The sequence below is a fragment of the Lysinibacillus sp. FSL H8-0500 genome (genome assembly GCF_038051955.1).
In the GTDB taxonomy this organism is placed as follows: domain Bacteria; phylum Bacillota; class Bacilli; order Bacillales_A; family Planococcaceae; genus Lysinibacillus; species Lysinibacillus macroides.
The window spans coordinates 270,896-294,922 of the sequence record NZ_CP150292.1 but is presented as its reverse complement, the minus strand read 5'-3'; the positions used below and the strand labels follow the sequence as shown (position 1 = coordinate 294,922).

Below are 24,027 nucleotides of genomic sequence, written 5' to 3'. Positions count from 1 at the left end.
CCATTTTTTAAATTTCTACTTCTGATAATTAATGGAGGTCTTAACTATGACTAACGGTGTCATTGAAAAAATCGAATTAGAAAACTTCACAATTTTTAATTCTACCAAAGTAAACTTTTCAAAAAACATTAATGTTTTATGTGGAATGAATGGTGTAGGAAAAACTCATTTAATGAAAACTTTATATAGTGTATGTGCTACTAATAACGAATTAAATAATACAAAAAAGCATGAAGAATACTTAGCCCAAAAGTTAATTGGTGTATTTAGACCAGATCAACTCGGCAGATTAGTGAAAAGAAAGCCTGGAAGGCATAGAGCTAATGTAAAAATTAAATTAACTAATAATAGCACACTTGAATTTTCTTTTTCTACTAGTAGCTCCAAATCTGTCAGCACTAAACATGATGAAAATTTCAAAAATATAAATAATGCTATATTTATTCCAGTTAAAGAAATTATTTCAGCAACTGAAAATTTCTCTGCGCTCTATGAAGAATATCATATAGCATTTGAAGAAACCTACTATGATTTAAACAAACAATTATTACGTCCATTGAAAAAAGGACCAAGTAATTCTACACAAAAAAAACTATTAAAAACTCTAGAAGATGTAATAGACGGAAAAATAGTACAAGAGAATGGTCGTTTTTATTTTGTAAAGCCCAAACAGGGAAAATTAGAAATGGGGCTTTTAGCAGAAGGATATAGAAAAATTGCAACCATTTTTTATTTAATTGCCAATGGCACACTTGAAAAAGACTCTATTTTATTTTGGGATGAGCCAGAGTCAAATATGAACCCCAAAATGATTCCTATCATTACAGAACTTTTTATTGAATTAGCAAAAATGGGTGTTCAATTATTTATTTCCACTCATAGTTACTTTTTATTAAAAAGATTAGGCATGTATGCCGAATATCAAAATGATAAAAGTAAATTAGATATTCGCTTTATTTCTATGTATAAAAATCCGGATGTTAAGGAAACAGACGATATTCTTATAGAAAGTTGTTCACAAGTATCAGATTTAAATTATAACCCAATAGAAGATGAGTTTTTGAAGCTTTATAATGAGCAGCAGGAGTTGTTTTTCCGTGATTAATTTAATCGAAAGTAATATGAACTTTGAGTTTCCTGAAGACATCAAAGTTATTAAACTAGATGATACAACCTTTTATAGAGAACATTTTATGAAGCTTCCTTCTTCTAAAAGTATTGATTTTTTAATAGAGGATAATAATAACTTTTTACTAATAGAAGTGAAAAATTTCAAACTAGCTCTTAAAAATAAAGACACTAAAAATAGGTTTCAAACAGGTAACAAGGATAGCCTTTCACTGGAAGTTGCAATGAAAGTCCGGGATTCTATCTCGTGTATATTAGGAGCTACTCGTACATCTCAAGAAAACGAAATAAGTTCTTATAAAAATATCTTAAAACATAATATCAATTTAAAAGTTATTTTATTATTAATTCCACCCCCATTTTATACGGAGCGTGAAAACATCGCAATCAAAATGGCTCTACAAGTTGATTTAAAAAAGAAATTAAAATGGTTAAATGCTAAGATTCATATTTTAGATGATAATGATTTTATGAAAATGAAACCAGCTATAAAAATTACTAATACAGCTATTTAGCATTAAAGACATACTAAATTAGTAGTACAAACTAAGACCATGGTTTGTACTACTATTTTTATAGTAGAAAGGTAACTATAAGTGGTTTCTAATAGGATCTATATATCCTCGCTTCATAGCAATATGGGTTAATTACTATAGCTATTAATGTGGTATAAACAAGTAACACTTCCAGCCCTGCAAAAAATAGAGCGATAGTATCCCACCAAAAGTTAGTGAAGAATACTAGGCCCATTAAACCTAAAATGACACAGTTTCCTTTGACGAATAAAACATTTTTTGTATCAACGCGCATTGTGATACACCTGAAAGCCCACTCCCTACTGAATAATCAGTAAAATAATTCCATAAGCCCTACGGCCAAAACCCGTAGTTGTAACAATTAATAGCATACCTGTTATGACAGATACCCAAAAGTTTCTCATTTTTAAAAAAGCAACTAGATTTTTGGACAAATCTCAATGTTTCCTCTTCAATTTGTCCATTGTCCTAGTCCGTGGACTCATTTATGCTAGCCTATATCGATAATGATTATCATTTATGGAGGAAAAGACATGAAAAAATTAAATCGACATATGCTTATTTGCAGCCTATTTCTATTAATAGGAATGCTACTGGCTGCTTGTAGCTCTAGCAATGATGAAAAGAATGAGGAAGAGACAACAAAGACAGAAGCAACAACTCGTGTGTATAAAGATTATTTAGATCATGAGGTTGAAATTCCAGTAAATCCGGAAAGAGTGGTTTATCATGGTGAAGGCTATGGTGATGTATTAGCCCTAGATGCCAAAACAGTTGGCGCTGGTTTTTCTTGGATTACAAATTATGCGTGGGAAAACCGTGTGAAGGATGTGGAGGACGTAGGCTTCCCTATCAATATTGAGAAAACACTGGAGCTAAAGCCAGACCTTATTATTATTGCCACTTCAGATGAAAAAACCTATGAACAGCTTTCAAAGATTGCACCAACTATTGTGTTGGATACCTTTGCCCCTATCGAACAGCGCTTGGCTGAACTTGGGGAGATATTCAATAAAAAACAAGAGGCAGCGGATTGGCTAAGTAATTATAAGGAAAAAGCAGATACAATGTGGAAGTCCTTAGTGGATGAAGGCGTTATAAAAGAAAATGAAACGGCTACTGTTTTAACCTATTATCCTGGCGATCGTCTGTTTGTAATGGCACGTACAGGGCTTTCACAGGTTCTTTATGACTCGAATATCTTGAAGCCTGGGGACAAAATACAACAAATCCTAGATGAGGAAACAGGATTTGCGGAAATTTCTACAGAGCTTCTTCCTGACTATGCAGGGGATCATATTTTTGTCCTCACACCAGTGGTTGATGAAGCAAAACAATCGACTGAGGAAATGATGGAAAGCAGTATTTGGAAGAACCTACCTGCTGTAAAAAATGGGCATGTATATACGATCGATATTCAAAAAAGTGATAGCGATGCCTCAACGAGAGAATGGCTGTTAACACAAATACCTACTATGCTACAAAAATAGATAGCAAGAGACATTTCATCTTTGTTGAAATGTCTCTTTACTTTTTATACAATACAGTTAATTGATAATCATTTTCATTTAGTAAGGAAGTGAACAAATGGAAGTCAACAAATCAGCTTCTATTAACAATGATTTACTATTTCATTTAGAAGATATTGACTGTATTTCACAGAGCTATCCGTTTATCTCAACTTCTCATCATATGATGATATTTTTTATAGATGGCTGTGGGACATTAACGATTAATGATAGTCCCTATTTGGTGACTAAAGGTAAAATTTTCCTTATAAAGCCTCAGTCTATGATTGATTTATCGGATCTCACAAAAGAATTCCGTTTCTATAAAATAGCATTTACAGCTTTCCAGTTAAAACAGGGGGCTCTTTCACTCTATCTAGGTCCCATTTTTTCTGAGGAAGTAGAGTATACCCTTTACCCAAATACACGCTTTATTCGTCTCACAGAAGATCTGCCAAACTTAGATTATCTTAAGCAACAGGGGGCCTTGTATGAACTATTAAATTTATTATTTGAACATCAGCTTCATATGAACTACCAATTAACGATGACAAAGGCTGTTGGGGAGACCATCAACTATATATATAGCTATTATCAACAGCCCTTAACAGTGAAAAAGCTAGCGGAACTTGCTCATATCGCTCAATGGCAATACAGTACGATCTTCCAAACTTTAACAGGAAAGAAACCGCTAGATTATATTACAGATTTACGTCTTACAAAGGCCAAGGAATTATTGCTACAAACAAATGAGCCGTTAAAGGATATTGCACAGCGGGTTGGATTTGAGGATGAATATTACTTTAATCGTCGCTTCCGACAGGTGGTTGGGATTCCGCCCAAACAGTTTGCACGACAATCTAAACAAAAAACAGTTGTGAAAGATTGGACTGGACACGAGGTAGCCATTCCAGCCTCACCACATCGTATTATTTATCATGGGGAAACGTTTGGAGATATGTTGATTTTTGATGTGCAGCCAATAGGTGGTGACAAAAACTCTATTAGTAAATCCTTTTATAAAAATCATGTTCCTTACATTCAAGATGTTGCCTTTCCAATCAATCTTGAAAAATCGTCAAAGCTAAACCCAGATTTAATTATCTTTACAAATAATGACGAACAGCAATATCAAGCTCTATCATCTATTGCACCAACGATTACGCTAAATTCTTGGGATTCATTAGAGGAACGGGTTCTTTTATTAGGACGGTGGCTTAGCCAACAACAGCGTGCAGAAGATTGGCTAGAACACTTTAAAACCCAAGAAAAAACGATGTGGCAGCAGCTTCAAACAGTTGTAGAGCCTGGTGAATCGGCATCTGTTTTGACTTTTGATCATGGCAAACGCCTTTTTATTATGGGCTGTACAGGTCTATCCACTGCCCTTTTCCATCCAGATGGATTTCAGCCTCACCCACAAGTCAAAAAACTACTTCAAGCAGGCGAGGGGTATAGAGAAATACCAATAGATCACTTACCTCAGTATGCTGGTGACCGCATCTTTATGTTGTTATCTGATAAACCCGAATCGCAAATGGCTACGATTGAATTGATTAATAGCGATATTTGGAAAGGACTCCCTGCTGTACAAACTAACCATGCTTATTTAGTGGATGCAACAAAGTGGAATTACGGAGATGCCTTTACAAGAGAGAAGTTACTCGGTGCATTGCCAAAGCTATTGGTTACTGCCAGGTAATTCTCATACTTATAATAAGGGGTGACATTCATATATGAAAACGGAAAGTAGAACAGATACGACAACTCAAATATCACTAAAGGATATTCGAGATTATATTGCTAAAAACCATCATCAACCTCTCACAATTGAGCATCTAGCACTCATTTCTGGTCTGAGTTCCAGCTACTTTGGAGAGGCCTTTAAAAAGGCATTCGGTCAAAGTGCCACAGATTATTTAACGGCGCTACGCATTGGACATGCCAAGCAATTACTGCGTGAAACCGATTTATTACTTCGTGAGATTGCTAGAAAAGTTGGTTACAGTGACGAATTTTATTTTAGTCGAAAATTTAAAAAGGAAGTTGGGATTTCACCTTCTGCTTATAGTAAAATGGCTCGCCAGCGAATTTCTACTTTTTCGGTATCCGCTACTGGAAACTTATTAGCGCTTGGTATCATACCAGTAGCAGCTCCGCTGAATGCTAAATGGAGTCCTTATTATTACAATCATTACCAAGAGAAAATTCCAGTGCATGTTAATATATTTGATGCAGAATCAGAGGACAACTTCAAAAAATTAGCCTCTGCTAAGCCAGACATTCATATTTTTCAAGAGGAACCCTCCCTCTCCATGCTTGATTGGCTTCAAACAATCGGCATCAAAAATGTCTATATACAAGCAAAGGATTGGCGAACACAACTGAGAGAAATAGCTGTAGCTGTCAAAAAGCAAAGCGTGGGTGAGCATTTCATTCAAACATATGAACAAAAGGTATTACAGGCAAGGTTAGAAATTAATCAAGTTACTGGAAACGATACGTTTGCCGTTCTTCGTTTATGCGGTGATCAATTATTTTTATATTGTAATAAAGGGATTCAGGATGTACTGTTTACAGATTTGCAGCTGCGTCCTGTCAATGCGCAACAACAAACATATAACGAGCTTATTACACTTGATCGGCTAGTCAATTTAAACCCTGACCGTTTGCTATTTATCATTTGTCCAGATTCGCCAACTCGAAATTATTGGCTTACTTTACAATACCTTGATCGATGGAAAGAGCTCCATGCCGTAAAAAATGGACATGTCTATGTTTTACCTTCGAATCCTTGGTTTGAATACTCAGCTATTGCTATAAACCGAATGCTAGATGAAATGTTGCTTATGCTAACCGGAAAAAATCCAAATCCTTTTCCTGTCCCCGTCCATGGTAACGTATCTGACGGTGATTTATAATTCTATTTGAGAATGATTATCACTGGAAGGAGACTTTGATGAACAATGAAACAAAATTGTCGTAATCAATGTCATACAATTATAAAATCTGCCTATTTATTAGCGATGTTTTTGCTAACTATTGGCATATTAACGGCCTGCAATACCCAATCAAGCAATAAAGAGGAACAGGTAGAAACGCAGGCAACCTCCGAAAGTACAAAGGAGCAAAATGTTTATCCGTTAACACTAAAAGATGAGGTCGGTAATGAGGTAACACTATCAGCTAAGCCTACTAAAATTTTTGCACCTGTCATGGAGGATTCGTTATTAGCTCTTGGTATCAAGCCTACTATGCAATGGTCCAACGGTGTTAAACCACAGCTCTATTTACAAGATCAGCTACAGGGTGTACCTGAAATTAGCTTTGCAAGTGGTCCCCCATCAGCCGAAGCAATTATGGCAGATAAACCAGACTTAATTATTTTGCACAATTCATTTTATATGGAAAATGGCACATATGAAAAATACGCAAAAATCGCACCAACCTACGTGTTCAATAATGCTGCAAGTGATTTAGAAAGCTCTATTAAAATTTTAGGACAACTATTTGATGAAACAGACAAAGCTGAGCAAGCTTTACAGGGTTATCAAGAAAAAGTAGATGCCGCAAAAACAAAGCTTTCCTCCATAACAGAGGGTAAAAAAGTTGCGTTAATTCGCTTTAATGCAAAAGGTATGTTTTTTATGACGGATGAGTATTTCAGCGGGTATGTCCTAACACATGAATTAGGATTCGAACAAAGCAGCTACGTGAAAAACGGTGCCTTCGAAATATCATTAGAGATTCTACCTGAACTAGATGCAGATTATATTTTCTTAATTAATGATGGTAACCTTGGCGATGAATTTTTAAATGAGCTGAAGAACAGTCAAATATGGCAAAGTACGGCAGCCTTCAAAAACAATCAAGTATTTGAAACATCCGAGGATTACTGGCTAAATGGTGGTATTCATGCACAAGGTAAAGTAATAGAGGATGTATTGGAGTTTCTAGCGCTATGACAATAATGACAAAGAAACCATATACATCCGAAAACTACTTTGAATTTGCCATGTCGTCTCACCAACAGCTAGCCTATCGCATTTTAATTGCAGCCCCAACAGATGCGCCACCAGCAGATGGTTATACTGTTATCTACGTCTTAGATGGGGACGCTCTTTTTCCAACGCTTGCTGAGGCAGTGAAATTACAAACACGTAAACCAAAAGGCTATGATCCCATTCTTGTTATTGGCATCGGCTATCCCTCAAAAGAACCCTTTGATATGGAGCGACGCTGTCACGATTTTACACTACCTGTTAGTGAAGAACATCTGCCACCACGCCCAGATGGAACGCCTTGGCCTCCAAACGGCAAAGCCAATGAGTTCTTAGATTTTATTGAATACGAGCTTATGCCCACTGTCGAAAAGGAATGGCCTATCAATAAAAAGAAACAAGCAATTGTTGGTCATTCCTTAGGCGGTCTTTTCACATTGTATGCTCTATGTGCAAGTCCCCATTTATTTAGTCATGTAGTAGTCGGAAGTCCCTCTGTTTGGTGGGCTAACAATGCCGTACTAAAAGAAATAGACAGATTTGCTGAAGCTTGGAACAGTCAGTATACTATTCATCTTCTACTTACAATCGGTGCTAACGAGCTGTCAGATATGCTCGAAGGAGCTGATCAAGCGGCTGAACAAATGAAGCGGCTAAGTGGCAAAAACATTCATACTACTTATGTGAAGTTTGATGAGGAGGACCATGTGAGTGTTCTTCCTAGCATGCTTGGTCGAATTCCTCGGTTTTTATATTTCTAATTAAAATATGGGTATATCCGCTCAGTCAGTGGAAGGAATAAAAATAAAAACCAAGTAGACCTGTAGGAGCCTACTTGGTTTTCGATATTTATGGAGTTGAAGTAGTAGAATCGTATCCTACTCTTGCATAAATCTTATTTAAATTACCATATTTATCTTCTATAACTATCGTTATCCAATCGTTTTCAACAAATTGAATTGAATGTCTAGGTTTTGCCTGCGCACGTGCATTGCCGATCTGCATTGTCCCTGTGCCTGTCGCTAGTGCTTCAATTGTTTTGTCTTTAATTCCGTTAAGTACGTCTAATGGTTTTCGATCTCTAATTACTGCTTCATCTTTTAATCTTGATTCTGTCACAAAGTAATACTTTAATGTTTCATTAGGCTCATAGTTTTGCTCGGTTGTGGAAGTTAAATCAAAGAGTATATTTAATTGTTGGTTATTTGTATTAGGTTCAAACTTAATAAACACAAATCCTGCATCTAAAGTTCGGTACTTATAAAGACCTGTATTTATGAAATTATGCCCTATATAATTTGGCAGAATCATAAAGTCTCTAGTACCATCTTTCATTGTTACTGTTATTGTGCGATTTATATCTATTGGTGTTTTCGGTCTAATAATTAGCTGACTATCCTCCGTTGTATTTGTTCCTACCGTATAGCTAACAGGTTCATATTGATCTGTCACATCCGCACCAAGCCTATCTGTAATTGTAAGAACCTCTGCTAAATCCAGATTTACTGTATCTCCTGTACTTATAAGTTCCGATTTACCTTCTGCATTCTCACGCATAATCGTCTCGTTAAATGTGAGAGTCAGTGTATTATCGCTGTTGTTACGATAAATTAATCCTGGATAATCCTTATTATCCATTGGTGATTTCATACCGATTCTTGGTGGCGTACCATCCGAATAGAAATTTTGCTTCATTAAGCCTGTTGCTGTTCGATTATGGTCATTATAGTCACTATTTGCCTGATAAATTGTAAAGTTACCATATGTGTCCTCTGCTCCCACATAAACAACATAATCTGTATGAGGCTTTAATGTTACACCTCTTGCCTCTACTGTTCCAGAAAGACCACTTCCTATTTTTTCAACAGATGGTCTACCTTTTAACTCAGCTTCTAAACGTTGCTCATTTGCTGGAACACTTAAGTTCGCATCTGGATTGTCAATCCAATTCCCCTCTTCATCTTGAATTTTCTTTTCAACAAACCAATAATGCACCGTTGCTGTTTCATTCGTTTCAAAGCTAATTGTTGCTTTTGTATCATTATTTGCCATTGGCTTAATTTCCAAGCCTCGGATAAGCGGTGCTTTCACATCATTAAATACTTCTCTAGGACCCGCAATTCGCGAAAGCTCACCACCACGATCTCTTAATACCATATAAACGGAGTAATTATTAAATGGATTTAAGGCATTCTGTGCTACAGATACAGGGAATTTTTGTGTAGTTGCTTCTAAATCGGCTGTACCTGTACCGCTTGTCACATAAATATTATTTCCATTTATTTGGAACTTGTTCGATCTATTTGTACTGTTAAATTCATTAATAAAATCACGCGCTGTAATTTCATGATCTGTTAAATATTGCTGTAATGTTTTTGTTACACCATTATCTATCACCACATTCGGTAAAATCATATAGTAGTATGTCCCGGCCTTATTTGGACTAAATTCAACTTCCGCTCGTCTAAATCCGTCCGATTCATCAGCTCTATTGATAACATTTTCAATCGTTATAACAGGCATTACTGTGTCTGCATGCTTATATTCTGCATAGTTACGAACTGGGTCACCCGGCTGTACGGTATTTATATTTTCAAATGCATTATCTGCTAAATCTTTTACACCAGGTAATACAGTTACACGCAATGTATCACCATTAACAAAACCTGTATCAGATGGAATCGTTAGCAATACTTTTCTACTGCCTGCTTCATATTTTACTGCTGATGGTTTAATGCCCCGTTCTCCTGTAACATTAACGATAACAGTACCTGTTAATAAATAATTATCAATATTGTTGGCACTTTCTGGATCTAACGCCTCACTCACCGTTAGCTCGAACTGATTATTATTTTTCCGTTCTAATTGTCCTAATCCCACATATGGATGAACAAGATCCAACTCCGATGTTGTAAATTCTCGTGCCACAGGAGGGTCTACTGATAAATTACCCGAAGCATCTCGCATAACAACATAAAGCTGATAAACCGTTTCAGCCTCTAAACCTGTGAGCATTCCTTCAACACCTAGTTTACCAGCTACTGCTTTATCGCTACCTGTTGGATTCGCGATAATATCCTCCGTTGTTGGATCTGGCGCTGTTGTTTTTGGACGTACGTAATAGTAGTAATCCCCAGGCTCACTCGCTGTAAATGTAAACTCTGCACGTGTGCCCCCATGTAAAGGTGTAACTTGTAGTGATCTTACAACCGGTGGTGAAGCATCCTTCATTTGGAACGATTCTGACACAATATCCGAGGCATTCTTCGCGCCATCCACAACTAGAATATAGATTACATATTCCTTTTTCTCCCCTAGATTGGAAACTCTAATGGTATTTGTACCATTGACTGCTGTAGCGGTGCCATGCGCTATATTTTGATTGGAAAGACGGTCGATCATTTCACGCCTTGTTGGTGCATCTGCATCCGCTTCACGTACAATATAGTAGTATGTGCCCACTTCATTTGAATTGAATTTCACTTCAATCTCACTGCCATTTAATACCTGTAGATCGGTAATGCTGACAGTAGGCTTTGTTTTATCATCAGGCTGCTGGTTGTCAATATCATCTTTATCAATCGGCTTACCATCTGGGTCTGTAATGCTACCTACATTGTCTTTATCCTCTAGGAAGTCGTCGAAGATATTATTCGGCGTTTCGCCCTTAGGAATAACCACTTTATCTATATATGTGTAGTCGCCAATATCAATCTTGCCGTATTTATTTTCAACATATAATGTACCCACTCGCCCATCAATATATAGCTCAAGGTCTTTGTTACCCTTGTAATTAATCCAATCAATATTGCCTTCACCATAAATGGTAAGCTTTGTTTCTGTATTGATATTTAATGTACCAATATCACCTTGAATTTCAAATTCTTGTACACTACCATTAATATCTACACGTGGTAGCTTTGTATTTGTTTCAATTTTTGTCCCTGATTGTGATACGACTAGGCGTGACACTGTACTGTTATAGAATATAAGATGCTTTTCAACATTCTTCATTTCCTGCTTTTCTTTTGTCCAGTTCACAAAAGGCTTCTCTTGTTCAGCATCTGGTTTAGTCCAATTTTGCAAATCATTTGTTGGATTATTAGTAGATGAAGCTTCTTCCTCGTTATCTGGATTAGACCAATTGATAAAGGAAGTATTTAAGCTTGCCACGCGTCCCATTGTTAATGGCTGATTATAAGTAGTACCTAGACGTAAGGATGGACGCACTGTTTCATTAACAAACACTGTACCTGTTAGTGTAATATTTGAAAACTCAATATAGTTACCATTCACAACGATGGACGCGCCAAGAGAACCATAATCCCCATCGAATTCAAGGAAGCTTGAACTTGTGCCACTTGCATTTAAAGTTAATTTTGACACAGAGAGGAGGCTTTTCCCTGAAAGGTTACCCTCAATCAGTGCGCCTTTTAAAACCTCTGCATTGTCCTCATTGAAAATATGCGCAAGGCTATCTGAAACTCTATAGGCTTCTCCGTTAATATAAATAGCATCCTCATCGACCTTTGTAATCTTAAAGGATGTTTCATTGCTCTTTTTCTCTTGTGCACCAACAACAAACGATGCAAATTGTCCCCGCGTTACAGGCTCAAATGGAGAAAATGTAACAGGTGTTGTTCCCTCTGTAATATTCAAATCAATTAATGTTTGAATATAAATAGCATTGCTCGATTTGCTATCAACATCCTTGAATATATGATTATACGTAGGAGATACCTCTAAATGGAAAGCTAATACAATAATTTTAGCTAGCTCGCCACGAGTAATAGGCTCGTTTGGCATAAATGTACTATTTGAATAGCCAGACATAATGCCTGCATTTTGTAATGCCGCTACAGAGCGATAAAATTCACTACTTTTAGGCACATCTTTGTAATAAGGATCTTGCACATTTTTAGTATCTAGTTTTAAAGCAGTTGCCAGCATCTTGGCAGCCTGCCCTCGCGTTACACTTACATCTGGTCGGAATGTATTATCCAAAAAACCATCAATAACACCTTGCGAATATAATTTTAATATATCATTATAATGATCTGAGTATTGGTCAATATCCTTGAAGGGTGATGTAGCCGCTGCCGCTTTTTGCGGTGGAGGCACAACAACAGCAATCCCACTTGTAGCAAATACCGTAGCAATCATGGCTTTGTTTACTTTTTGGATTTTAGTTTTATCCATCTCACTCGTCCTTTCATTTATGTAGGCTGATACGTACAAATATCATTTTTCTCATATTCTTTATATCGACCAATAGCTAGCGAACCTTCATAGATAAATACAAGAAATTCAAATAAAATATAATTTCAAAGCTAAAATCCTTGATTACAGGCGTTGATTGATGTCTTTTCTGTTTAATTACCTCTCACTATTTATGAGCGACTTTTTCTTTTTTTGAGCACCCTCAAGCGAAACTCCCTCTTTCCTAATCGAGTAAATATCCAACACCACTATAAAAAACCAAGAAGCATCGGTGCCTCTTGGTTTTCGCGATATATAGGCATACATCTACTCGTCCTTGCGATGTCATAAGGGAAAGGGGGACAACCTTATGTTTTATCAAGATGAGTAAAAGATGCAGCCCGAGTTACATATTCATTTGAACATGGCTTAGAAGTCATATGACGGATGACTCAAAAATAGCTTGCCCAAATGATGATTGCATTAATCATTTACCCTAAAAATTAAAGAAATAAGCGCGTTTTTAATAATTTTTTACTTAGCCATCTTTACTTGATTACGTCCAGCCTGCTTTGCAAGATACAATGCACTGTCAGCAGCCTCTATTAGTGCCTCTGTCGTATCAGCCATTTCTGGATAAACAGCAACGCCTGCAGATAATGTTACAGATCTGCCACAAGGACTGTCTGCTTGGGCTAATCTTGTTCGTAATTGCTCTGCTATTTGTAGTGCCTCCTGTGCTGTTGCGTTTGGCAGAAGTATTATAAATTCTTCGCCCCCATAGCGGCAGCAAACATCGCCCTCACGCACTACAGATTCCATATGTCTTGCTAAAAACTGCAATACTTTATCACCTACTGCATGACCGTATGTATCATTAACACTTTTAAAGTGGTCTAAATCTAGCAAAATAATAGCATGGGGCATCTTCTTTGCCAGCCACTCAGTAAGCAAGGCATCCATCGTACGCCGATTCGTAACGCCCGTCAGTGGATCAACGGTTGATTGATCCTTGAAAAATGTAATTTGTCCATGTAAAAAGGATAAACTTCGTATCAAGACACTCTTTAAGAAATTGGCTTCATAATACCAGCCACTAACTGTTTTTAAGTCATCTACATTTTTGCTATCTAGGCTTTCCTCTGTTAATGTCGCTAATTGCTGTAGCGGATTGGCAATACGTGCTGCTGCCCAAAGTACAATAATAATCGAAATCACCATAAGGGGTATCGATTTCACAATAAATTCCTCTACACGATCAAATGAAGGAGCTAATGCTACCTGTAGAGGTTTTTGGGCAACAACACCCCAGCCTGCAGCGGTCACTGTGCTATAGCCAGCAAGCATTTCTATTCCTTTTGTATTCTCTACAAGTTGATCACCACTTTTTCCCGCCATTACAGCTTGCACGACTTTATTTTCTGTCACCACATCATTAATACGTGCCGGATCTTGATGATAGATGATGCGCCCATCCGCATCCACTACATATACATAAGAGCCATCCTTGCTATAATGTTCTCCTAATAATGTTTTAAAAATATTTGGTTCCTTTAAATAAATGGAGCCTGCTACCATGCCTAAATACTCATTTGAAGCCGAGAAAATAGGATAGGACATAAAAATAATGAGACGTCCTGTGATCGCCTCATAGGGTTTAGAAATAGTTGGTGACTTTTTAGCTAACGCTTCTTTAGCACCCGCAGATGTTAAAACCTCTCCCTTAATATCAACTGATGGTGGTGAGATCGCCAATACAAGACCCTCTGCATTGGTAATAACCACAGAATTGAACATCTGATTTTGCATTTTCAACCGATCTGTTTCCTTGAATAATACTTGCTCATCATCCATCCTTGTACTTATTTGCTTAGCGCTATAACTGAGTATTTGAAAGGCCTCGTTGAGATAGTCATCTGCAGTTGATGCCAATTTCTGAGCATACACCCGATTTGTTTCAAGTGTATTTTCCTTTATCGAATCAACATTCATTCTATATCCGCTCCAAATACTCCCAATGCTTGTAAAGAAGAATGCTGCTAGTGCTACCCCCATAATTAAATGCTTTAATTTCACCCCATGCATACTTACTAATTACCTCCTATATTATTTTTAGATGTATCTTCACAAATCGTCATTTATTACAAATAAAGACCTATTATTAGAAAAGTATGAATTCTCCAACACATATAATAATTTACTACCAAGCAACCCGCAATATATCCTTAAGATTGTATCAACAAAGAGTTACAAATCATATGGATATTTACTAAATATTCATTACAATGTTTATAAAAAAAACTTTATAATATTTTTTCTATTTAAAAACTATCATACGACTGAATTTTCAAATAAATGATTTTTATTTATCTGAATTTTGCTAGGTAATCTAAATTCTAAATTTTTTTACTTTTTTTGCTATTCTGATATATAAAATTTAGATTGTTTATTTTATAATAAAAAATAACATAGGCAAGCCATGATTCATTCTGTTATAATACTGAATAAATTAAAATAAACTGTATTACTACAGAAATAGAAATACACTTTTTATAACAATACACATGATGGGAAAAGCGCTACTCTGTCATCCTATGGATGGTCATGTAGCCTACACAAAAAGGGGTTGAAAGATTTGGGTATTTTAAAGGGACTAAAAATTCTCGATTTTTCTGCATTACTACCAGGACCAATGGCAACAATGATATTTGCTGATTTGGGAGCAGATGTCATTCATGTTGAATCTTCAAAACGTGTTGATTTAATGCGTATTATGCCTCCCTATGATAATGATCATGAGGCATATATTCATCAACATTTAAATCGCTCTAAAAAATCAATTACATTAAATTTAAAGTCGCCAGAAGCTGTAGAAATTGTGAAGTCGCTTGTACAAGAATATGACATTATTGTTGAAGGCTTTCGACCAGGAGTTATGCAACGGCTGGGGATTGGCTATGAAGCACTAAAGGAAGTCAATCCAAAAATTATTTATTGTGCGATTACTGGCTATGGACAAACTGGTCCGTACAGCCATCGTCCTGGACATGATAATAACTATCTATCATTATCAGGCTTGCTTGATTATTCACGTCACAAGGATAAAAAGCCTGTCTCCATGGGACTTCAACTAGCAGATATTGCAGGGGGTACGATGCATGCAGCCATTGGGGTGCTTGCTGCTGCACTGCATCGTGAAAAGACAGGTGAAGGTCAATTTATTGATATTAGTATGACGGATGCTGTTTTTTCTCTCAATGCGATGTATGGCGCTGCTTTTATTGGCGGTGGTCGTGTACCACAGCCTGAGCAAGAAATTTTAAACGGTGGTAGCTATTATGATTTTTACAAAACAAAGGATGGTCGCTTTTTCTCTGTTGGAAGCTTAGAGCCCCAATTTCGAAAGCTGCTCTGTGAAGCGCTTGATATTCCTGAGCTAATTGATAATACCTTTAACGATTCCTACTACACACAAATTCGTTTTAAAGAGGCTGTACAGGATGCATTTTTGTCCAAAACGTACGATGAATGGCTGGAGGTTTTTAATGAGGACTTTGAGGGTTGTGTAGAGCCTGTACTGACATTCCCCGAAGCCTGTGAGCATCCACAGCTAAAAGCTAGAGAAATGATTGTAGATATTCCAAAGCATGATGGAACGATACAAAAGCAAATTGCTTCTCCTTTTAAGTTTAGCGGTGCACATCCTGAATATAAACATGTTGGTGCTAAGCTTGGTGAACATAATGAAGAGGTTTTACATTCATTAGGCTACGATGATGAACAAATTAGCGTTTTAACAGAAAAAGGAGTTTTAGAATAAAACAAAAGGGCTATCGAGAAAAGGAGATTTTTCTTGATAGCCCTTTTGCCATTAAACATAGGCACTAATGAATCGACGAAGATTTTCAAAATGTTCATCAATTAACAAATATTTTTTATAGATTTCCATTAATTTTTCAAAAAGCTCAAACTGCTCGGTGACAAATAATACACGTAAAATATTAAGCATATGCAAGGAAGCGCTTTGTGCGACAATATGATACGGTGCTTCTGGTTGATAATAATGCCGTCGCCACTCCTCCACAGATAAACCGATATGCTGTAGTGAATTATTCACATGTAGAGCAATGTCCTGCTGAACATATGCCTCAATTGTAATAAATTGTTCTTGGCTATAATTTTTTTGTACTAATGAGGTATGGATTTTTTTATTGGACGCTAATACATGCTCCTTTAACAATGCTAGGCCATCTGTATAACGTTCCATTTTTACATAATGATCAAGTAACACTGCATATAAATTTTCTAAATAATTCAGCTGATAATTTTTAATAATGGCAGGTGGTGTTGGTTTACGGTTTGGCAGAAGCTCTCTATATTCCAATAAAATTTCTATCGCATAATTATTTAAGCGTTCATCCTCTAATAAATACTCACCATAGCGTATAGCTGCCTCACTTTGTTGCTCCCTGTTGGCGATATGAAATAAGATATAGGCAATTAACACCTTCTCCTTTTCTGTTAATGCATACATCGAATAGCGCCATTCCGTTTCAAAGGACGTAATCAGCGCTTTCACCTTTTGAACATCCCCTTCTGCTAAACAATAATGGGTCACAATTTGATAGAGTCGCAATTGTTTTTTTGCTAGGCAAGAGGGATTATGCTTATCCACATAAGTTATACACTTATCCAGTATCGCTTTATAGTTATTCACAAAGTTATCCACATGTTCACAATTTTCTCGAATAGATTGCTCAAAATGTCCCATTATTTCATAAAGAAATGTGAATTGTTCTAAAGGTCTGTGGATAAGCAGTGAATAAACCTTTTTTGCAAAAAGCCAATGCCAGAATGGAGCTTTCTCTTTATACATCATATGCATAAAATATTCATCTTGAAATTTATATAAAATAATCGTTTGCAGTTCATTCACAGGCATCGTTATTTGCAGTCGTTTCCCAAAAACTAGCCAAATTACTCTCTCTAAATCCATGGTATGCTGGGCAAAAAGCTGCTCAAAAAATGTTTCTTTTCCTTTTTGTGTATAAAAAAACGCAGAGAGTCGTTCATTCACAAATTTTGCATCGAAGCCATATTGCTCAAACAACAATTGCATTTCTCCTGATACATGTCCCCAATATTTACGTGCTGTGGAAAAGGCAATATTCTTAGCAGCTTCTTCATTTACTAGAAATAGTTGCGGTGAAAGTGAAGTACCTAATATTTGAGGGTCTTCCTGTTGAGTAGACGTTGCCTCCTCCCATGCAGCAAGTAACTTTTCTACACCCTCTTCACTATTTTGTTTATATGCCATGAATAATTGCTCATCACAATCCAACAACATACCATTGGAGCCTCCCATCCAATTTAACCACTATGCATCTTCCCTTACGTTGTTTGTCTTTCTTCAATATAACAAATCTTCTCCAACATATGCTAAAAAAATTGTGATATACATAGCTGGCACACAGAAAAAATCCATCTATAAAATAAGCACTTTATAGATGGACAAACACCGTCACCAAAAAACTGGATATTTTCTTGTATCTCGTAAATTATTGATTAACAACCCGAATAAAACGATAATTAAAGCTCCTATAAACACAGGCATAATCAGATAGCTCCAGCTATAGCCTCCTAAAATAATAATAATTGGATTGGCCCCTGCTGGCGGATGAATGGTTCCTAAAAAAGCCATAAAAAATATCGTTAGTCCAACACCAAGACTGATGGACAGCATATTGGAGCCTAATAGGGAATACATCGTTAAGCCAATAAATGCAGAAATTAAATGACCGCCTATAATATTGCGAGGCTGGGACAATGGGGCATTCCAAACAATAAAAACAAGCACACAGCTTCCGCCAAGTGATGCCATTAGCCAAGGAGCATTCGTATAATTCGTTAACCATAGTAAAACAAAAATACATATCAAACCACCTAGTGCTCCTGTAAAGGCATCAGCGAAGTTTGTACGCGAAGGAGCCCGTCCTCCCCCTTTCATTTTTGCAATAAAGGGTTTTATCGTATTCTTTTTTTCTAGTTTATTTTGGACATGAATCGTTTCTTCCATTTGTCACCAACCTTACTATAGACGTTTAATTTTTAAACTATTATATCAACACAGCAAAAGAATTCAATTCAAATTGAAAAATTCAGATAAATATTTACAATTCCTCAAGAATTGACAATAATTGCGTTAACCATTTATATTATAAAATCAATAACGGTGACCCTTTCTGTAAAGCAACAAAAAGGCCAAGACAGCCACCGAGCTATCTTGGTCATTTATTTCTCTCTTCGTATTAATCGTATTGCCTCTTAATTGTCTTTAAAAGGCGCACTTTTTTCAAAATGCTTTTTGGAACTTGGAGGGTTGCTGTGACTACACCTGGATGACGTCCGATTTCAATGGAGCCTGTAATGGTTGCTCGATTTAATACTTCAGGCTCACTCATATCAAATAGCTTGGCAGCACGCTGAATCGCATTATCCGTCGCCTCATTCAATGTCTTCCCTGAACCTACCACAGATACAGGGAATGCTTCTTCTACCTGCTTAACACCAAATTCCTCTGCTAACTCGCGTGCCTGGCGCTTTTCCTCCTTTGTAAAAGGTCTTGCTGTATATGGCAAATCTTCTTCATTTGGTAATAAAATAGGTCCCTCCAATGTAGCTTTTTTCAGGACACTCACCTGTAGCTGCACAATACCCGCTACATCTGTTGTATGACCTGCAATCTCCCCATCTCCCTGCATCGCGTGCATATCCCCAATATAGACACCACCGCCAGGAACTTTAACAGGGCAAATAATGGTTGCTCCTTCACGTACTCTACTAATATCCATATGCCCATCTGTACGATGCTTGTCCAATTCTTCCTGTGTAAAGGCATATTCATGTGGTGCTCCAATTAAGAACGAGCCAAAATCGCCCGCATTATGAGAATCTGGCATTGCCTTTGAAGGTGTTGTACCAAGCTGCCCTAAAAATGGACGCATTCTAGCCATCACACCAATTAAATCACTTGGTGCTAATGCAACAACAGGATTTTGCACTGAATTTTCAGGTGTTCTCATATAGTTTTTGGCATCGAGAGCGATACGACGTGCACCCTCCCGCCCAACAGTCACACCCATATTCCCTTTGTGATCGAGTGCCATTGTATAGCCATTGGTCATTTTAAATGGTGCTGTTTCTGTATTACATGTGGAACAGCGAATTGCTTGTCTGCCGATACCTTTGATAACTGTACTTGGATGCAGCTTGCCACAGCCTGGACATTTTACAGAAACAAATGGATCACCGATAAATCGGTCTGCGATTGCCTCATCATGACCGGATGAGGTTGCCAATGATGTCACCTGTATAGATTGAATGTTAATAACAATGGCATCTCCTACCTCAGCACCTTCTACAAAAACAGGCTTCGTGACCTCATGCCCTCCACGAATAGTTGGTGTCAGCATAGGTCCCCAGCATCCAGGCGTTGTATTGGCAATAATTGTTCCCCCATTTTTCACAGGCCCTAGCATTTGTTGCGAGGGGTCTAAAATTCCATTTATAAACTCATTTACAAACAATGTTTCAACGGCTTGAGGCCGCTTGATAGAGGCACTATTCTCCATTTCTTCTTTTTCTAGTACATGTAATTCATTTGTCATATTTGTCACGCTCCTAGTTCTGATTTTTTATGTATAGAATGCTAGCTCTCCACAATGTGCAGAGAGCTATTTTCATTAATTGTTTATATATAAATTAAAAATATGTGAGAAATCATCTTTGTTGTATTTGCTTTTGTGGTCAATCATCCAATCGTTTGCAAAGCGCGTAACTTCCTTGAATGATGATGCTGGCGTAATATTGTTATTACCAATTCGCCCAAGTGATGAAGATGCGATATTTAAGCTTCTTTCTGCTACCTCTAGCTTGTAGGCATTTTGTTTTTGTTCATAGCTAATCGCATGTAGTGCTTTATATAAATCTTTAATATCATCAATAAAGCGTTTATGGATGTCGATAGATAGTGGAGAATTATTGATTGTAAATTTAATTTCGACATCAAGGTCTATTGTTCCTGCTGTTTCGAGAAAAACATCTGTAATTGAATACATTGAATAATCGTATCGTCGCAGTAATCGCTTTTTGCTTAGGGCACTTTCACCATCAACGTGAATAATGGCACGATTTGTAAAGCAATACTCATCTGCCTTTGTTTTAATTAAGAAATAAATTTTCTCGTCGATTTCATGTAAAATAAAATCATCTGCATCTGTTTTATCATAATCCTCTCGCGGGACAACTACCCCAATATCTGAAAGTCCCAATGCATCTGCTGCTATTCTTTTAAACATCATCATTCCTCCTAATTTATGATTACTCTTTCTACGCTTGTAGCTCTCTAAAGGTTTCCTTTCTTAAATAAATTTTTAGCCTATTATTCTTTTCGCCATACTATTCGTCACTTTCTCCGTTCTCTCCACCAGTTCTACTATCCTATCCGCTAATTTATCTGAATCCTTCAACAAATACCTCTATTCTCGCTTTCATGGATATTTCATTTATAATAATTGTCAGTAAAGGCTTTTAAAGAAAGGACGTGTAGGCATATGCAAGAGCCAACTATTTTAATTGTAGAGGATGAGGCTGATTTAGCCAATCTGCTAAAAATTAGTCTGCAAAAGGAGGGTTACCAGCAAATTACCATAGCAGGCACTATACAAAATGCCTGGGCCAGTTTTCAGCAAACAACACCCGATATTGTGCTGCTTGATGTAATGCTCCCAGATGGTGAGGGCTATGATTTATGTAGACGAATTCGAGAGGTATCACATGTACCTGTACTCTTTATGTCTGCGAAAACAGAAGAAATTGATAAAATTGTAGGACTAGCTATTGGCGGCGATGATTATATTACAAAGCCTTTTAGCCCTAAAGAGGTGGCCTATCGTGTTAAGGCACAATTACGGAGAGCTGGTTATCAAACACAGGATGCTCCAGCTAGCAGCTCTGAAAAAGCTATACAGGTTGGGCCATTTCAGCTTAATATCGATGAAACTGAGGTACAGAAGGATGGGGTGTTATTGGAGTTAACTGCGAAGGAAATTGGATTAATGGCGTGCTTTATGCGCAATCCAAATCGCATTTTAAGTAAAGAAACACTATTTGAGCGTGTATGGGGCGAGGGTTTTTTCGGCTCTGATAATACAGTAATGGTGCATATTCGACGTTTGCGTGAAAAAATTGAGCAAGATGCTTCAAAGCCTATGTATATTACAACGGTTAAGGGGCTTGGCTATAAATTGGTTATACCGCAAGAGGCACAACGATGAAATGGAAGCTCACCGCTCGCTTTCTTCTATCAGTGCTTTCCATCGTTTTTATTGTTATTGTTATTAACTCCATTATTTTTATAGGCTTTTTTATGCTTCAACAGCTTCATAATTATGATGTATCCTCCTATTCGGAGGAACAGTTTGTTCGTGATTTTCAGCAATATATCGATAGTGATACAGCCACCATCCATCAAGAAGGGCTTCAGGAATTGCATCAGCGAAATGCATGGATTCAATTGCTTGATAAAAATGGAGAGGTGCTTGACGACTACTTTGCCCCAGATGATGCCCTTACACATTATGCACCCATCGATATTATTCAAGTGTATAAATATAAAGAATTTGGTGTAGACACAACAGTTTATATAGGAATGAAGGATGAGCTTAGCTATCTTATTGGCATTAAAGGTAGTAGCGTTTCGCGCTTAGTTATGCATATTTCGGGTCCATCCACACTTCAGTTTATTGGTAAATTTGGACTTGTCATTATCATTGTGGATTTATTAATCGCGGCATTAGTAGGCTGGCTCTTTGGCCGTACATTAACAAAGCCACTCTATGCCATGATTGAACGTATTCATTACTTAAAAAATCATAAATATATCCCTATTAAAAAACCTAGAGGGCTCTATAAGCCTGTTTTTGATAATTTAGATGAGGTATCACAAGAATTAGCTGCCCATGAGCAGGAGAGAAAACAACTAGAATTGATGCGTGAGGAATGGATAAGTAATATTTCACACGATATGAAAACGCCGCTCGCCTCCATTCGCGGCTATGCAGAGCTTTTAAATGATGGCTCTGAGCAAACTGAGTATATAAAAATTATTGAAAGACAGGCATTGCATATGCAGGAGTTACTGGATGATCTCAATTTAACAATGCGTCTAAGACATCAGCAGCTTCCACTAACATTTAATAAGGTCAATCTCGTAGCATTTGTTCGTGAGATTGTGATTGATACTTTAAATTCACCACAATTTGAGCTTGCGAATATTGACTTTGAGGCTACCTCTAACAATATTGAGTATTGTATTGACGAGCATTTTATGCGTCGGGCGATTATTAATTTTTTACACAATGCGGTGCTTCATAATCCACCAGATGTAGCTGTTCGAGTGATTGTTGACGAGGATTCAATTACAATTGCTGATACTGGCACAGGAATGACTGCAGAGGATTTAGAACATATTTTTGAACGCTACTATCGAGGTACAAATACCGAACAAACGGCTGGCACCGGCCTAGGCACAGCGATTGCTAGAGATATTATTGAGGCACATGGTGGAACTGTCACCATCACCTCTGAGGTGCGAAAAGGGACAATTGTAAACATTTATCTAAAAAGGGACCAGTCATAGCAGAATTTATTGTATAGGGAGGCGCTTATTATGCTTGAATGGACGAGCAGTGTGTGGAGCAAGTTAATGGGGCCATATGGTTCTGGAGCAGACGTACCTGTATTCTTACAGCAGTTGACGCAGGAATATGATCAAGAAATGGCTGATGAGCTTTTTCAAGAATATTTGTTTCATCAAAACACAATTTACACGGTTACTTATGCCGCTGTTCCTTATCTAGTACACATTGCTTGTTCAACAGAAGACCTTAAAGTGCAATGTGAGCTATTTATTACATGCGGTATTATCGAGGCAAGCCGGGATCACAATGAGGCAGCTCCATTCCCCGCAACATGGATGGAATTAGCCGAACATATCGGGGCATCAACCTGTACGGATATCTACAGTGAATACCTCAAGGCTATACGTAAGATAGCATTACTAGGACCAGAAGTACTTGCTTATGCAACCCATGCTTTAGAGAACCATGTGGAAAAGCGTTACATCCTTAGTGCTAATGCTGCTTATCAAGGGTTATACACATTGGCTAATATGCTACTGACATTTACAATGGGCGATGAATACGTTGTTACCTGCCCAAAATGTAAAGAGGAGATGTATTTATGGCCGAATGAAGACGATACATGCATACAGGCATTTACGCAGGACCCTGTGTTTAATGAGGAGCAAAATGCTCACACCATTATTCCCACAACAAAATTTTCAAATAGAGAACAGAAAATATTGCAAGAGCAAGCACAGGCGATTGACGAAGATAAACTCATCCGCCATTTGCCCTATTTAGCAGGCAAGATTGACTGTCCTTCATGCCATACAACTATCCAGATTTGGCCTTCATTACTCTCATTATTTGAGTAATGAAGGGGGGTATCGTTCTAATTTATCATTTTCCGACAGAAGACGCCCACTTTAAAGGACGTGAAGGGGATAGTCCTGTGAGTAAGGGGGAGATGAAT

17 protein-coding genes are annotated in these 24,027 nt (G+C 37.3%); 11 read left to right on the top strand and 6 right to left on the bottom strand.

All coding sequences use genetic code 11. The features are described from left to right. The first annotated feature begins 46 nt into the window (after positions 1-46). The 7 genes from MHB44_RS01370 (at position 47) to MHB44_RS01340 (ending at position 7,934) form a co-directional block, all read left to right on the top strand. Entirely contained in the window at positions 47-1,105 is a 1,059-nt protein-coding gene (locus MHB44_RS01370) for an AAA family ATPase (protein WP_341301279.1), read from the top strand. Next, positions 1,098-1,643, top strand: coding sequence for a DUF6661 family protein (locus MHB44_RS01365; protein WP_341301278.1), 546 nt, complete (start codon positions 1,098-1,100; stop codon positions 1,641-1,643). Before MHB44_RS01370 ends, MHB44_RS01365 begins: the two co-directional genes overlap by 8 nt. 554 nt (positions 1,644-2,197) lie before the next feature. Further along, positions 2,198-3,154 (top strand): ABC transporter substrate-binding protein, encoded by a 957-nt coding sequence (locus MHB44_RS01360; protein WP_341301277.1) that lies wholly within the window; start codon positions 2,198-2,200, stop codon positions 3,152-3,154. Between the two features lie 97 nt (positions 3,155-3,251). Beyond that, a complete protein-coding gene (locus MHB44_RS01355) occupies positions 3,252-4,874 on the top strand; it encodes a helix-turn-helix domain-containing protein (RefSeq protein WP_341301276.1) in 1,623 nt (540 codons plus the stop codon). 34 nt (positions 4,875-4,908) lie between these two features. Continuing rightward, positions 4,909-6,093, top strand: a complete 1,185-nt coding sequence (locus MHB44_RS01350; RefSeq protein WP_053993470.1) for a helix-turn-helix domain-containing protein — start codon at positions 4,909-4,911, stop codon at positions 6,091-6,093. Positions 6,094-6,138: 45 nt separating this feature from the next. Next, on the top strand, positions 6,139-7,137 hold the full coding sequence (locus tag MHB44_RS01345) for an ABC transporter substrate-binding protein (RefSeq protein ID WP_053993471.1): 999 nt from the start codon (positions 6,139-6,141) through the stop codon (positions 7,135-7,137). Beyond that, positions 7,134-7,934, top strand: coding sequence for an alpha/beta hydrolase-fold protein (locus tag MHB44_RS01340; RefSeq protein ID WP_053993472.1), 801 nt, complete (start codon positions 7,134-7,136; stop codon positions 7,932-7,934). Before MHB44_RS01345 ends, MHB44_RS01340 begins: the two co-directional genes overlap by 4 nt. 88 nt (positions 7,935-8,022) lie before the next feature. Here MHB44_RS01340 and MHB44_RS01335 read toward each other — a convergent pair whose 3' ends face one another. Next, positions 8,023-12,372, bottom strand: coding sequence for an S-layer homology domain-containing protein (locus MHB44_RS01335; protein ID WP_341301275.1), 4,350 nt, complete (start codon positions 12,370-12,372; stop codon positions 8,023-8,025). A 534-nt stretch (positions 12,373-12,906) separates the two neighbouring features. Then, entirely contained in the window at positions 12,907-14,457 is a 1,551-nt protein-coding gene (locus MHB44_RS01330; protein WP_341301274.1) for a sensor domain-containing diguanylate cyclase, read from the bottom strand. Between the two features lie 550 nt (positions 14,458-15,007). Between MHB44_RS01330 and MHB44_RS01325 the strand changes: the two genes are divergently transcribed. Beyond that, positions 15,008-16,192 carry a CaiB/BaiF CoA-transferase family protein gene (locus tag MHB44_RS01325; RefSeq protein WP_053993475.1) on the top strand — a complete coding sequence of 395 codons (1,185 nt, stop codon included), beginning with the start codon at positions 15,008-15,010 and terminating at the stop codon, positions 16,190-16,192. A gap of 51 nt (positions 16,193-16,243) precedes the next feature. On the opposite strand, the gene MHB44_RS01320 is transcribed toward MHB44_RS01325, so the two are convergent. The 4 genes from MHB44_RS01320 to MHB44_RS01305 form a co-directional block, all read right to left on the bottom strand. Further along, complete coding sequence (locus MHB44_RS01320) at positions 16,244-17,719, bottom strand: hypothetical protein (RefSeq protein WP_341301273.1); 1,476 nt, start codon at positions 17,717-17,719, stop codon at positions 16,244-16,246. Between the two features lie 174 nt (positions 17,720-17,893). Then, positions 17,894-18,448 carry an HPP family protein gene (locus MHB44_RS01315; protein WP_053993477.1) on the bottom strand — a complete coding sequence of 185 codons (555 nt, stop codon included), beginning with the start codon at positions 18,446-18,448 and terminating at the stop codon, positions 17,894-17,896. Positions 18,449-18,680: 232 nt separating this feature from the next. After that, the gene (locus MHB44_RS01310; RefSeq protein ID WP_341301272.1) at positions 18,681-20,039 is read right to left on the bottom strand and encodes an acetamidase/formamidase family protein; all 1,359 of its coding nucleotides are present in this window, start codon (positions 20,037-20,039) and stop codon (positions 18,681-18,683) included. A gap of 75 nt (positions 20,040-20,114) precedes the next feature. Beyond that, positions 20,115-20,729, bottom strand: coding sequence for a PH domain-containing protein (locus MHB44_RS01305; protein WP_053993479.1), 615 nt, complete (start codon positions 20,727-20,729; stop codon positions 20,115-20,117). A 255-nt stretch (positions 20,730-20,984) separates the two neighbouring features. Here MHB44_RS01305 and MHB44_RS01300 point away from each other — a divergent pair, with 255 nt between their 5' ends. The 3 genes from MHB44_RS01300 to MHB44_RS01290 are packed head-to-tail and all read left to right on the top strand — an operon-like array spanning position 20,985 to position 23,929. Further along, the gene (locus MHB44_RS01300) at positions 20,985-21,707 is read left to right on the top strand and encodes a response regulator transcription factor (protein ID WP_341301271.1); all 723 of its coding nucleotides are present in this window, start codon (positions 20,985-20,987) and stop codon (positions 21,705-21,707) included. After that, entirely contained in the window at positions 21,704-23,071 is a 1,368-nt protein-coding gene (locus tag MHB44_RS01295) for a HAMP domain-containing sensor histidine kinase (protein ID WP_341301270.1), read from the top strand. The genes MHB44_RS01300 and MHB44_RS01295 overlap by 4 nt, the downstream gene beginning before the upstream one ends. A 30-nt stretch (positions 23,072-23,101) precedes the next feature. Continuing rightward, on the top strand, positions 23,102-23,929 hold the full coding sequence (locus tag MHB44_RS01290; RefSeq protein WP_341301269.1) for a hypothetical protein: 828 nt from the start codon (positions 23,102-23,104) through the stop codon (positions 23,927-23,929). The last annotated feature ends 98 nt before the right edge of the window (positions 23,930-24,027 follow it).